Annotated in this window: 10 protein-coding genes; 7 read left to right on the top strand and 3 right to left on the bottom strand. The window is 60.4% G+C overall.

Annotation, left to right across the window (positions count from 1 at the left end):
* Positions 1–191: 191 nt before the first annotated feature.
* The gene (locus GTW25_RS20620; RefSeq protein ID WP_372493036.1) at positions 192–2,840 is read left to right on the top strand and encodes a replication endonuclease; all 2,649 of its coding nucleotides are present in this window, start codon (positions 192–194) and stop codon (positions 2,838–2,840) included.
* A gap of 94 nt (positions 2,841–2,934) precedes the next feature.
* Positions 2,935–4,449 carry a DUF8370 family protein gene (locus GTW25_RS02700; RefSeq protein ID WP_252910429.1) on the top strand — a complete coding sequence of 505 codons (1,515 nt, stop codon included), beginning with the start codon at positions 2,935–2,937 and terminating at the stop codon, positions 4,447–4,449.
* A 210-nt stretch (positions 4,450–4,659) separates the two neighbouring features.
* On the opposite strand, the gene GTW25_RS02695 is transcribed toward GTW25_RS02700, so the two are convergent.
* Genes GTW25_RS02695 through GTW25_RS02685 form a run of 3 tightly spaced genes read right to left on the bottom strand, consistent with a single transcriptional unit; the run spans position 4,660 to position 6,587 of the window.
* Positions 4,660–5,397, bottom strand: coding sequence for a hypothetical protein (locus GTW25_RS02695; protein WP_252910428.1), 738 nt, complete (start codon positions 5,395–5,397; stop codon positions 4,660–4,662).
* A gap of 20 nt (positions 5,398–5,417) precedes the next feature.
* Positions 5,418–6,152: a HupE/UreJ family protein gene (locus GTW25_RS02690; protein ID WP_252910427.1), complete on the bottom strand. Its 735-nt coding sequence runs from the start codon at positions 6,150–6,152 to the stop codon at positions 5,418–5,420.
* 57 nt (positions 6,153–6,209) lie between these two features.
* A complete protein-coding gene (locus GTW25_RS02685; protein WP_252910426.1) occupies positions 6,210–6,587 on the bottom strand; it encodes a hypothetical protein in 378 nt (125 codons plus the stop codon).
* Between the two features lie 133 nt (positions 6,588–6,720).
* On the opposite strand from GTW25_RS02685, the gene GTW25_RS02680 reads away from it, so the two are divergent.
* The 5 genes from GTW25_RS02680 to GTW25_RS02660 all read left to right on the top strand — a co-directional run bounded on the left by GTW25_RS02680 (position 6,721) and on the right by GTW25_RS02660 (position 12,945).
* Complete coding sequence (locus GTW25_RS02680; protein WP_252910425.1) at positions 6,721–8,043, top strand: MFS transporter; 1,323 nt, start codon at positions 6,721–6,723, stop codon at positions 8,041–8,043.
* Between the two features lie 28 nt (positions 8,044–8,071).
* Positions 8,072–8,788 (top strand): HoxN/HupN/NixA family nickel/cobalt transporter, encoded by a 717-nt coding sequence (locus GTW25_RS02675; RefSeq protein ID WP_252910424.1) that lies wholly within the window; start codon positions 8,072–8,074, stop codon positions 8,786–8,788.
* Positions 8,789–8,898: 110 nt separating this feature from the next.
* A complete protein-coding gene (locus GTW25_RS02670; protein WP_252910423.1) occupies positions 8,899–9,717 on the top strand; it encodes a chromate resistance protein ChrB domain-containing protein in 819 nt (272 codons plus the stop codon).
* Position 9,718: 1 nt separating this feature from the next.
* The gene (gene chrA / locus GTW25_RS02665; RefSeq protein WP_252910422.1) at positions 9,719–11,110 is read left to right on the top strand and encodes a chromate efflux transporter; all 1,392 of its coding nucleotides are present in this window, start codon (positions 9,719–9,721) and stop codon (positions 11,108–11,110) included.
* A gap of 638 nt (positions 11,111–11,748) precedes the next feature.
* The gene (locus GTW25_RS02660; protein WP_252910421.1) at positions 11,749–12,945 is read left to right on the top strand and encodes a DNA cytosine methyltransferase; all 1,197 of its coding nucleotides are present in this window, start codon (positions 11,749–11,751) and stop codon (positions 12,943–12,945) included.
* Positions 12,946–12,984 lie beyond the last annotated feature (39 nt).

The raw sequence follows: 12,984 nt of genomic DNA, 5'->3' as shown, positions 1-12,984 counted from the left end.
GAGCGAGGGGAACCCGTCGCCATGATCAGAAAGAAGATTTCGAATTTAGATAGGGGTTGACCCATGCTCGGCCGACAGGCCCAATAAAAAACGCTCCGGTCACTGGGCTGGAACCCTACGGAGCGTTTTTGGAACAACAAGATGATGATGATTCAAGCGTTCGCATCTGTAAAGACCCCTACATCTTGTAGGTGACCGCCCGGCTGGGAACCCACCCAGCCAGACATCACCACCCTTTTAACCCCGCAGTCAAAAATGTTGACGAAGGCCCGAAAACACAGGGCTTTTCGGCAACTGCGCTTTCCCGGTTTGGATATCTCGGGCACGGCGCTGCGCGTGAAATCGTGCTGCGGAATGTGGCGTCGGCCGAACGCGCGTCGGCGAAATCCGCCGACAGGATGGTCGTTACGGATGTTCCGCCGCTGTCGGCTGGTGATGAGACTTTCACAAATCTCGCCGACCTGACGCTTGAGGAAAGGCGGGCCGCACATGCCGCCACGATGGCCCACGTTCAGGCTGCCTTCGAAAAGGATCGGGCGAAGCAAGCGACTGAGCTCGCCGATATCAGCGAGGAAGAGGAAGCGAAATGGAGTTCGGATCGCGAGGACAAGCGTAGCGTCACCGATCGGCTGCCAAAGGCATTCGGCGACTTCCTACGGAAGATGCCGGAATGGGATAGGAGACGGAGGGAAGCCGCGATCCTGAAGAAGTTCGGGGAATGGCGTCAGGCGGACGAGATGCCGTTCACCTACTTTGACATTCTCGACATGGATGCCTTCGAACTGGCCGATGCGGCGGGTACGGCTGCGTGGAAGCATTCCAATGCGTATCCCGCTGACGATTTTTCCGGTTCCGACCACCGTAAAAGACGGTGCGAAAAATGGTGGCGGAAACGACTCGGCCGCCTTCAGAAACGGGCGATGGGATACGTCGAAGCGGTGACGCAGGCAGTCGGCGGCCCCAACGTCCGCGGACGGCCGCTGAACGTCTCCGACTACACGCTGTCGCGGTTTCGTGAGCATCGCGACCGCACCCGGGAGATCATGACAGCGCTGGTCCTGATCCAGAAAAATGATCCGTCAGTTCAGATTCCCATGCTTCAGGTCGATGCGAATGCACGATCGGCGAAAGCTGCAAAAATGCGGCTTTGGATCGACATGAACTTGAAGCGGTGGGGGATGCTGGGATGGCGGGTTTGCTGGATCACAGTGACGCTGCCCGGAAAGTACGTATGCCACTCCACGAATGAGACAACAAGGGCTTCGAAACACGATCTGAATCTCGGCCCGGATGAGGCTATGCAAGAGATTCAGGATCGTCACCATCGCGTGATGGCTCTTCTTCGCTCGCGGGAATTGCGTCCGCAAGGCTGGTGGTTCGCGCAGCCGCAGCAGTCAGGGACGGTCCATCGGCACTACCTTATCGCCGTACCGACGCTCGAAGATGCACGGGCCGTTTGTGACGGTTTCCGGGGCGAGTTTTCGAGCCTAGAGGATCGTGATGGCGAGGGCGAGGACCGGGGCTGCGATGCGTCCGTGATCGGCGATGACGATAACCGGTACAAGACCCGAAAGGGCAAGGACGGGAAAGAGGAAACGGCAGCATCGATCGCCAAATACACCGCCCGCTACGGCTCGCGGTGTGAGGAATTGGGTGGTGGTGAAGCCGATGATGATGGTGGAGAGGACAAAGACCGTTTTGCGGCTTGGAAATGGCTGCGCGGTGCGCGGACTCATGCGTGGCTTGGGCTGGATTCGTCACGGGCACCGGGTGAGATTTGGGATACGTTGTGGGCGCATCTCAAACGCGAAGAGCGGCGGATTGAGCAATCCGGCAAGGATGATTTTCACTACCCTGACGACGTGCGGATGATGGTGGCGCTGCGCGAGTTGCGCGAGTGCTCGCAGTGCGTGGGGCGCGCCGTCGAAATCCGTCAGGAAAAGGCGGCGGCAGCAGATGAACTGGAAGCGGCTGAAATAGAGGAACTGGCACAGATAGAATCGGCACAGGCAGCGCAGCACGCCTGGCATGCGGCCGTCGCGGCGGGCATCTGGCCCGATCGTGACCTTGCCCCAGAGGAACTTGACTGGCTCCGTGGAGAGACGATGGACGAGACTGGCGAGGTGGATGCCCTTCCGCCGTACCCACTGCGGGAAGCACGGGAATCTGTCTACGAGGAGACACGGCAAGAGGTCGTCGGCGTGGTCGGCGCTGTCGAGCGCTTCCGGGTTTCAGCCAAGCCGAAACGCATAGAACTACTTGAAGCGGCTGCCGCTGTCGGCCTCGATGTGTGGCAGGGGAAAACGGCGGGCTTCATCGTCAAGGAACTGAAGCAGGCGGGGTTCCGGTTCTCGAAACGGCCTGACGGCTCTCTCGCGGGTTTCGACCTGAGCGGAGAGATTCTGCTGCGGCACAACGAGGAATGGGAAATCGTTGACGAGGAAACGGCAAGGGCGAAGGTCGAGGAGTGGGAGCAATGCCGGGAACCGGCCCGGCCAGATCCCGACACGCTGACTACCGTGATGCGAATGGAGCCGATAGCGCCGCCGAAAGAGCGGGTTTGGCCAGACGTTGCAGAGGTGCAGCGAGGGTTGGAAGAATGGTATTGGGAGCGGGAATCCGCAGGGTTGAGAGAAGGGGTTTCATTTAGTCCTACCGACCCAAGGTTAGGGCCTGCGGCCCGTCCCTTGAGGGATTGGGATGAGATCTTGCACATTCTGAGCGACGGTTTGGAAGACGAACCAAAGCCTCCGAGACCCGAAATCGAGCAGAATGCAAAGATTGTTGACGCGAAGACGCTGCGCAGGATGCAGCAACGGAAGGGCTTTGACCGGATATGACGGGTACCGACCCCCATTTCGGACCTTCAGAGTGCTTTTGGTGTTGCCCTAAACTCACCGTTCGCCCAGTCTCTGCCAACTGTTAGCGCAGGGAATGATTAGCACTGTTCACCACGAGCGCGAGGAGGGTCGCCTGGGAACTTTTTTCAGTGATACGTTCGAAGTGGATCGAGCCAAATTAGAGGAGTACGGAGCGTTTGACATTTCGATAGTCAACGATCTGCCTCTTTTCATCGACCCTTTCCTTCTTTTTCACAGCGACAAGGATGAGTACCAGGTACTCCACGAGCGGATTATTGAATATCTTGTTTTCCTGCGGGATCGAGCTGCCGCCGGGCATGTTAGCTACGGTCAATTGCAAAACTGGTACTGCTTTCCTGAGGTTAAACAGAACTGGTTTGGATTCTCGCTTGTCGGAAATGGCGGCAGCGGTCTTGGGATGAACTTCGCCCGTGAACTGCATGCCAACCTCAATATCATCTTTGCGAATTTCGGAAACGAGAAGATTACCGAGAGTAGCCACCTGGAAAAGGTATGCTTGGTGAGCGATGGGGTCGGAAGGGACAACATCAGTGATTTCGTAACGAACCTAATCCAGGACTATCTCTGCAGGTACACAGAGGCCTTTGCGGCTGCCCACCTAGACGGAAAATACACCCGCAAGGTTTGGGTCAATCGAGCGTCCTTCAATTACACGACCGAAGCATGGGAGCGACGCCAATATCAGTTGCCATATGTGAACGGCGACTATGTCCTGCTCACACCCAAGGACATGCTGACCCGGGATGAGACTTGGATCAATCGCGCAGACTTACTCAGCCGTTTCGAAGAAATCCCGACTGCAATTCCCGATGGTCCCTTGAGGGCGGCAGTGACCAACTATTTTGAGTTGGAGCTATCGAGGCGACCCAAAAAGCACCTCCACGCCACGCAGAAGGAAAGATCTGCTGCTGCAGCCGCCACCATTCGAAAATACCCCGAGCTCATCGACTATTATATAAAGCTGAAAGAGATTCACGGGGAGGATGCGGTAGACCTGAGCTCAGAAAAGGTTCTTGCAACCGAGATCTTCTTCTCAAAGCGGCTGCGCGAAATTCTCAAGCCTGTTCTAGATAAAACGGACTTTTACAAGACGGGTTTTGGCACCTACGGCGAGGCTCATGTACGACTTGGGTACCTGAAACATGTCATCGAAGACATGGATGGATGGCGCATTTTCTATTTGGACGGCCAGCCGATCGGGAAGGAGAAAGACGTCCAGATCCTCTATCGCCTAGTCTGGTTCGGAACATCATCGACATTAACGCCAGAAGCCAACTCAGGCCGTGGTCCTGTTGATTTTAACGTTGGACGAGGTCGAGAAAAGAACCTTGTTGAGCTTAAGATTGCAAGCAACACGAAACTCGAGCAGAACCTGAAAAAGCAAGCGGCGATCTACGAGGTCGCTGCCGATGCACAGACTTCGATAAAAGGGATTGTCTATTTCTCCGCCAGCGAACTCGTGAAGGTGAATCGCATTCTGAAAAAGCTTGGGCTGTTGGGGCACAGGGACATTGTGCTCATCGATGCTCGCTCGGATAACAAACCCTCTGGATCGAAAGCGAAGTAGGTTAGTGGCTGCTAACACGCGGTACGGCGAACAATGACAGATATGTGCCGCATAAGCGAAACGATGCCAGTCCGCATTTAACGCTCGCACTAGGAGCGGCGAACCGTCCGGAAGCGACCCCATTACCGACAAAGACTGGCTGCTTTGCCTGTCCTGTAAGCGGACGTTGAAGGCGGGATGGCGCGCTTTACGTCACCCCGCCTGTGACAACTACACGAGCCGTTCAATGGCCGTGTAGGTCCCGCTCGTCCGGATCGTCAGCGAAACCGGCGCATCGCCGCGGTTCCGCCAGAACCAGCCGTGCTTGCCTGTGAAGGCGGCCTGCAACTGGCCTTCATCAGCGGAAACGCCGCGGCCCTTTTCGTAGCTGATATTCTGGCCGCCGCCGTCACCATGGGTGTCGTAGTTGACGGCACCGCCTTCGGACACGACCCAGGCAAAGGCCGCGATCTCGCCTTCCACCATCGTCAGCTTGATCTCGGCTCCCTCGCCGGGAGCAAGAGTGATCGTCATTTCGTCCTGGCGCTGCTCCTGCGCGGCGGCGGGCGAGATGATCAATGCGCCGATCGTGCCCCAGATGCTGGACTGACGCTCGGGGGCCGGCGGTGCCGGAGGAGCGGGCGGCGCGACGGGAGCAACCATCGGTGCTGGTATGCCGGACGCTGCGGGCGCGGGCGTCGTGCTGGTGGACGTCGCGGCCGGGTTTGCGCTGGCGGCCGCGTCCATGGCGGCGTCGGCTTCCGCCTCCTCGGCGAGCTGCATCTTGATCTCGCCCATCTCCGTCAGGTTCAGGGCGGAGCCGATCCCGGTCGGGTCGATCCCATATTCGGACGGGAGGACGACCGCGACGAGCAGAGCGCCTGCGGTCACGATGGCGATCCCGGTCGAGCGGAGCAGCTTGGCCGTGGAGGGAAGTTCGGCACGGGTGGGCATGTCGGTGTTGTACATGTGAGGTCCTTTCGGGAAATTCAGGAAACGAAGTAGCCGGCTACTTGGTAGCCGAAGAGGAGGAAGCCTGCGGTCATCATCGCAACGTTGGCCGTGTAGGCGTGACGGAAGAAGCTTGAGCTTTTCCGCCAGAAGCCCATGACGATCAGGATCGCGCCGAGCGCCAGAAGCTGGCCGATCTCGACGCCGACATTGAAGGCGAGAAGGTTCGGCACGAGGCCATCTGGCGCGATGTCGTATTCGAGAATCTTGGTCGACAGGCCGAAGCCGTGGAACAGACCGAAGATAAGGGTCGCAGCCTTGGTGTTGGGCTGGAAGCCGAACCAGCGCTGGTAGGCCCCCATGTTGTCAAGCGCCTTGTAGACGACCGACAGACCGATGATGGCATCGATGATGTAGCTGTTGATGCCGATGTTGAAATAGACGCCGAGCAGCATGGTCGTGGAGTGACCGATGGCGAACAGCGTCACGTAGATGGCGATGTGCTGCATCCGGTAGAGGAAGAAGATTACGCCGAGCAGGAACAGGATGTGGTCGTAGCCGGTGACCATGTGCTTGGCCCCCAGATAGATGAACGGGATGATATTCACCCCGCTGATTTCCTGGATGTAGCCCTGATCGCCCGCCGTCACCGCATGGGCGAAGGCGGAGGATGCGAAGGCGAGGATCATGCCGAGCGCAAGCAGCCCGGACGTGAGATGGGGAGCGAACGCGCCAAGCGTCCGGCTGCCCACCGCAGATGGTGGTCGTCTCATGGAAATGGTGTCCGTGTTGAGAAGGAACGTCGCCCCTGATCCAGGGTCAGCGGTCACTTAAGCACGCGGCGGACGGTCCAATTCGAAGATTCGGACGGGCAAGGATTCGGGAAAGGCGCTAACGCGCCAGGCATCGCTTGTCCGGACGAAGAGCGTGGCCACGGACGGCGGATAGGTTGGCGTGTCGTGCAGGTGATCGGCAGCGTTATGACCATGCAGGTGACCGGGCTTTCTCTCGCTGTCCCAGCCATCGTCATGCGAGTGACCGTGCTCGGCGATTTCGGCTGCCAGTTCCAGATGACGCTCGGCTTCGATCTGCGCGAGTGCGTGCGGGTCGTGGGAAGATGATCCCCCGGTCGGCGCGAGCAAAAGCGACACCGCCATCGCGCAGGCGATGACGACGCGCAACGCGACGCTTTGCAAACGGCCGATCATGATGCCAGCGATACCCCTCGGTAGTTAACGAAACCTTTCCCGTGATTCTGGGGCGAGATGAAGGCCGTTGCCCCGTAGAATGGCCACGATATTGTCTTCGATGCTTCGGGAAGACATCCGACGAAGGTCCGACATGCTGCACGTCCTTGCGAACCGCACCTACCGTCACCTGTTCCTGGCGCAGATCATCGCTCTCCTGGGAACGGGGCTGGCCACGGTCGCCCTCGGCTTGCTTGCTTTCGATTTGGCGGGCGAGAACGCCGGGCTGGTGCTCGGGACGGCGCTGGCGATCAAGATGGTGGCCTATGTCGGCGTCGCCCCGGTCGCCGCGGCCTTCGCCGAGCGGCTGCCGCGCCGCGCGACGCTCGTCGCGCTCGACATCGTCCGGGCAGGCGTGGCGGTGCTCCTGCCGTTCGTCACGGAGATCTGGCAGGTCTACGTCCTGATCTTCGCGCTGCAATCGGCTTCGGCCGCGTTCACACCGACCTTCCAGGCGACGATCCCGGACGTGCTTCCGGACGAGAAGGAGTACACGCGGGCGCTGTCGCTTTCGCGGCTGGCATACGACCTTGAAAGCCTCGTCAGTCCGATGATCGCCGCTGCGCTTCTGACGGTCATCAGCTTCCACAGCCTGTTCGCCGGGACGGTCGTCGGTTTCCTCGTGTCGGCCGCGCTGGTGCTGACAGTCGTCCTGCCGAGCCCGAAGCCGAGCGCCCCGCGAGGCATCTACGACCGCACGACGCGGGGCATCCGCATCTATCTCGCGACACCGCGCCTGCGCGGGCTGCTAGCGATCAACATGGCCGTTGCAGCCGCGGGCGCGGTCGTCATCGTCAATACGGTGGTCTATGTGCAGGCCGTCTTCGGCCTTGGCCAGAGCGAGACGGCGATGGCGCTCGCGGCTTTCGGCGGCGGTTCGATGGTCGTCGCACTGGCGCTGCCCCGGCTTCTCGACAGTTTGCCCGACCGGCCGGTTATGCTCGCGGGGGCGGCCATTCTCGCCGTCGCAACCCTGGCTGCGACGGCCATCGAATCCTTTGATGTGCTGCTCTTCGTTTGGTTCGTCGTCGGCGTCGGCTATTCCCTTGCGCAGACGCCTTCGGGACGGTTGCTGCGTCGTTCGTCCCATGCCGAAGACCGTCCGGCACTGTTCGCGGCCCAATTCGCCCTGTCGCACGCCTGCTGGCTGGTCACCTATCCACTCGCGGGATGGGCGGGCGCGAGCTTCGGTTTGTCGGCAACAGCCATGTTGCTGACGATCATCGCCACGGTCGGCACGGTGGTAGCAATGTATCTTTGGCCCTCTGCCGATCCCGAGATCATCGAACACAGCCACGAGGCCCTTCCGATGTCGCACCCGCATTGGGGAGAAGGGCATCCGGAGGGGCGGCACCGACATGCCCATCCATTCGTGATCGACGATTTGCACGCCTCCTGGCCGAACATCCGTCCATGAGCGTTGATCGGTTGCGATGACGGCGTTCATGCAAGGCCTGGTCGACATCCAGCGCGACATCTACCTGACCTTCGCAGACACGATCCGGGAGTTCGCAGCGGGTGGGGGATGGTTCGAACTCGCGACCTTCCTTCCAATGGCGATCATCTTCGGAGCGGTCCATGCGCTGACGCCTGGCCACAGCAAGGCGGTCCTCGCTACCTATCTTGCCGGATCGTCTCTGTCGGTCGCGCGTGGCCTCGTGGTCTCGCTCACGCTGTCGTTCACCCATGTTCTGATGGCCGTCATCATCGCCGTCTTGTCGCTCCCGCTCGTCTCGATCGCATTGGGCAGCGTCGGCCGCGCCCCTGCCATGGAGAATGTCAGCCGTGGGCTCTTGGGCTTGATCGGGCTCTGGATGATCTGGCGCGCCTTTCGCGGCCATGTCGATGGCATCGGCAAAAACAAGGGAACGCTCGTCGGCTTCTTTGCGGGGCTCATTCCCTGCCCGCTGACGCTGTTCGTCATGATCTTCGCTATCCAGCGCGGCGTCACGGAGGCCGGGTTGGCCTTTGCGGCCATGATGATGCTCGGCGTCGCTACGACGCTTTCCGTAGTTGCGGTGGCAACGATCGTCTTCCGGCAGGGAATTGCCGCCCTGATCGCCTCGCGCCCGAGGTTGCTCGATAGGACAGGCCGTGCGGTCGAAGGACTCGCCGGGGTGATCCTGGTCCTGATCGCGTTCCAGACAATGGTCTCGTCTTGACAACCGGATCATGAAGGGAGAAAGGATTCAGCCATGGGGACATGCGGTCTCCCCACGAGGCGTCAGCCCAAGCATCGCGTCCATGAAACCCTGAAACGGGAGGACGCATCATGTCTTCGACGACGACCATTTCTCCTGAAAAACTCTCTCGTCTCGTTGGCACGCCGAAATGCCCGACGCTGATCGACGTCCGAACGGACGCGGATTTCGGCGCAGACCCCCGACTGATTCCATCCGCACGACGCCGAAGCGCAGATCAGTTTGCCGACTGGATCGGAAAGGTGCATGGCCCCGCCGTGGTTTATTGCCAGCAGGGGCACAGGCTGAGCGAAGGCGTCGCGGCATTCCTTCGCGCCCACGGCATCGCCGCCGAAATCCTCGAAGGAGGCTTCGATGCATGGCGTGATGCAGGCCAGCCGCTTGTTCCAACCGATAATGGCCCGAAGCAGAACATCGAGGGGCGGACTGTCTGGGTCACAAGAGCGCGGCCGAAGATCGACCGGATCGCGTGCCCGTGGCTGATCCGACGGTTCGTCGATCCCGATGCCATCATCCTGTTCGTCACCCCGGCCGAAGTCGCTGCGGTGGCGGAGCGGTTCGGCGGCGCGCCCTTCGATATCGACGGCGTCTTCTGGAGCCATCGCGGCGATCTGTGCACCTTCGACATCATGATCGAGGAATTCGGCCTCGCGACCGAACCGCTGCTACGGCTTGCCACGATCGTGCGGGGTGCGGATACCGCGCGTCCGGACCTTGCACCCGAGGCTCCAGGGCTTCTGGCGGCATCGCTTGGACTGTCGCGTATGTATGCCGACGATCTCGAACAGCTCGATGCCGGGATGCTTCTCTACGACGCCTTCTATCGCTGGTGCAGGGATGCGACCGGCGAAACCCACAACTGGCCGCACACGAAGTCGGCGGGAGCCTGAGATGGATCAGATCACCAAGACCGACCCGGCGGCCGCCGGAAGCCCAGGCCACGACATCCCGTTCGGTGAGGCAGTGCGCGTATGGGCGCGGATCGCGGCGCTCAGCTTCGGCGGTCCGGCGGGACAGATCGCCGTGATGCACCGGATCCTGGTCGAGGAGAAGCGTTGGATCGGCGAGCATCGGTTCCTGCATGCGCTCAACTACTGCATGCTGTTGCCCGGCCCCGAGGCGCAGCAGCTGGCGATCTATGTCGGCTGGCTTCTGCACCGGACGATGGGCGGGCTCGTCGCGGGCGTCCTTTTCATTCTCCCCGGCTTCCTGTCGATCCTCGCCTTGAGCTTCGTCTATGTCATCTATGGCGAAGTCGATGTGGTCGAAGGCCTGTTCTTCGGCCTGAAGGCGGCTGTCCTTGCCGTCGTGCTGCAGGCCGTGCTGCGGATCGGCGGCCGCGTTCTGAAAAACCCGGCAGTGGTTAGCATCGCCATCGTCGCCTTCGTCGCCATCTTCGCCTTCAACGTTCCCTTCCCGATCATCATCGTTGCTGCTGGACTTGTCGGCTATGTCGGCGGGCGGTCGGGTTCCCACTGGTTTCGCCTCGGCGGCGGGCATGGTTCTGGTAAGGACTCGACGGTTCCCGATACAGATACGGCGCTCGGCGACCGTCTGCCTGACCACGCCCAGCCGAATATAGGCTGGTCGCTGCGCATATCGGGCGTTCTCCTGGCATTGTGGCTGGTCCCGGTCGCCGCTTTCGTGCTTGTCCTTGGCCAAGACGACGTCTTCAGCCAGCTCGCGGTCTTCTTCAGCCAGATGGCGGTCGTGACCTTTGGCGGGGCCTATGCCGTGCTCGGCTATGTCGCGCAGGAGGCGGTGCAGAATCTTGGCTGGCTGGAGCCCGGGGAGATGCTGGACGGTCTCGGCATGGCCGAAACGACGCCTGGCCCGCTCATCATGGTCGTCCAGTTCGTTGGGTTCCTCGCAGCCTATCGCGAGGCGGGCGGTCTTCATCCGCTTGGGGCTGCGACCTTCGGCGCGATCCTGACGACTTGGGTCACGTTCATCCCGTGCTTCCTTTGGATTTTTCTCGGAGCGCCGTTCATCGAGAGACTGCGCGACAACCTAGCACTCACGGGAGCGATGACGGCGATCACGGCCGCAGTCGTCGGTGTCATCATGAACCTCGCCATCTGGTTCTCAATGCACGCCCTGTTCGGCGAGGTGACGACGTGGCGCGGTCTTGGAACCGAGATAGAAGTGCCACTTTTCCAAACACTTGACTGGACGGCGCTCGCTCTCACTGCAGCCGCCGTGATCGCAGTGTTTGGCTTCAAGGTCGGGATGATCAAAGTGCTGCTGGCCTGTGCTCTTGTGGGGGCCGCGATCCACGTTTGAGCGTCACCTGCCGGTATCGACCGAATGTCCGCTCTGAACTGATAGTACCCGAAAGCTGACTGACCGGAATCCACCCCAATGCGGACTATTTTCTTGGGGGCCAGCCCCCGCCGCGCCATCGGCTTGGCTCCCCCGGGATATGGACAAAAAGCAAGGACGGGGTTGTCGTTGGCTCCGCCGACAGGCACCATCATATAGCGGTACAGCGGGGACGCGATGACCGCCCAAAAAGCAAGGCACCCGCCCCCGCACAGGGCGGGTTTCTTCTTTTCAGGACACCCGCAGGATTGCTGCCGGCACCCATTTATCTCCCGAGAATGGCACCAATTTTCAAAATCCCGGATTCTGGAAGCGCCGCAAAGGGGTCATTCGTGCACGAGATTGAAGCCGATGGGGATATGACCCCACCCCAAAAACATAGGTAGCGCATAAAGCGGAGGGCTCGCCCGGAGGCCAATTCGCGCCTCGATTTTCAGGTTCCCGCACACGACCGCAGGAGCGTCAGCATAGCGCCTGCTTGCAGGGACGCGGGACCGCTCGTGTCCTAAAATCGTGACCTGCTACCTGCGACAATTCGCGGGCGAAGCTGCTTGCAGCACTTAACGGATTTTTCCCTTATGCGATGGCACGGGGGAATCATGAGAACGATTGAGCTATTCTGCGGCGCGGGCGGGATGTCGCTGGGTTTCCAGCGAGCCGGATTCGATTTGGTGCAAGCGTATGATGCGTGGGAGCCTGCCGTCGCCAATTATCGAGCCAATGTTGGCAAGCATGCGTGGCTCCACGATCTCAAAGATGTGTTCACGGTCGGGCCGATGCTGGCAGCACTTCAACCGGACATCATCATCGGTGGTCCGCCATGCCAAGACTACAGTGTAGCCGGGAAGAAGATCGAAGGCGAGAACGCGAGCATGACGCGGGCGTTTGCGATGTATTTGAGCATCGCACGGCCGCAGTGGTTCGTGATGGAGAATGTCAGGCAAGCGCGGAAATCGAAGGCATGGGCCGATGCCCGGGCAATGATGAAGGCTGCTGGTTATGGCCTGACGGAATCCGTTCTCGACGCAAGCTGGTACGGAGTGCCACAAACAAGAAAACGTCTGTTTGTGGTCGGGCGACTCGGGGAGCGTGATGATTTTCTGGCGTCGGCCTTGGTGTCTGCACGATCGGATCGCCAGACGGTCATCAGCGACGCTCTCGATTTGCCAGAGAGGTATGTCTATTCTCGCCCGTTCCGTGATGGTCGAGGTGTCCGGAGCGTCGATGAGCCTTTTCCCTCGGTGATGCGAACGGCGGCTGAACGACCCCGACCGCGATATCTGAATTCACCGCATCCAGACGATCCTATACCCGCAACAGAAGCTGCCGTTCTCACCCGTGATCAGCTTGCTCGGATTCAGGGCTTCCCTGAAAACTGGGTGTGGCCTGTTGGCACGGACAGGAACATCCACCAGATGATCGCAAACGCCGTCCCGGCTCCTCTGGCGGAGGCCGTCGGTGGTGTGATCCTCGCGAGGCAGGCGGGGGAAACGATCCCAACTATCGAAGGGGGTTTCCTGCAATGGTTGCGGCGTTCTTGCGGGCGATCGGCTCAGTCGTCGTGGAATACGAAAAGCCAATGCAACCGGGCGCGGCGACTGCTGGGGGGAAAGACGTTCACCAGCTTGGCTTTGGAAATCGAGGCGCTGGAGGCGACGGAGGCGTTCCGGGCGATGACGACGCGGACGCAATCTGACTTGCGGTCGGCGCTACGGCTGCATGCCGAATGGCTGGCGGAGAAGGTCGAGCGGCGGGCGGCACGGAAAAAGGCGGCCACGTTGCGGGCTGCGGCCTAATGTCGAGATTAAGCAACGCAGGTCTTTACCTGCCGATAG

Origin of the sequence: Aliihoeflea aestuarii (genome assembly GCF_024105665.1) — a bacterium.
GTDB classification, from domain to species: domain Bacteria; phylum Pseudomonadota; class Alphaproteobacteria; order Rhizobiales; family Rhizobiaceae; genus Aliihoeflea; species Aliihoeflea aestuarii.
This window is presented reverse-complemented; position numbering and strand designations above follow the sequence as displayed.

Bases quoted from the DNA above. Each gene is read 5' to 3' on its own strand.
- GTW25_RS02690 (WP_252910427.1), bottom strand. From the start codon at position 6,152: ATGAGACGACCACCATCTGCGGTGGGCAGCCGGACGCTTGGCGCGTTC.
- GTW25_RS02670 (WP_252910423.1), top strand. From the start codon at position 8,899: ATGTCTTCGACGACGACCATTTCTCCTGAAAAACTCTCTCGTCTCGTT.
- GTW25_RS02700 (WP_252910429.1), top strand. From the start codon at position 2,935: ATGATTAGCACTGTTCACCACGAGCGCGAGGAGGGTCGCCTGGGAACT.
- GTW25_RS02685 (WP_252910426.1), bottom strand. From the start codon at position 6,587: ATGATCGGCCGTTTGCAAAGCGTCGCGTTGCGCGTCGTCATCGCCTGC.
- GTW25_RS02675 (WP_252910424.1), top strand. From the start codon at position 8,072: ATGCAAGGCCTGGTCGACATCCAGCGCGACATCTACCTGACCTTCGCA.
- chrA (WP_252910422.1), top strand. From the start codon at position 9,719: ATGGATCAGATCACCAAGACCGACCCGGCGGCCGCCGGAAGCCCAGGC.
- GTW25_RS02660 (WP_252910421.1), top strand. From the start codon at position 11,749: ATGAGAACGATTGAGCTATTCTGCGGCGCGGGCGGGATGTCGCTGGGT.
- GTW25_RS02680 (WP_252910425.1), top strand. From the start codon at position 6,721: ATGCTGCACGTCCTTGCGAACCGCACCTACCGTCACCTGTTCCTGGCG.
- GTW25_RS02695 (WP_252910428.1), bottom strand. From the start codon at position 5,397: ATGTACAACACCGACATGCCCACCCGTGCCGAACTTCCCTCCACGGCC.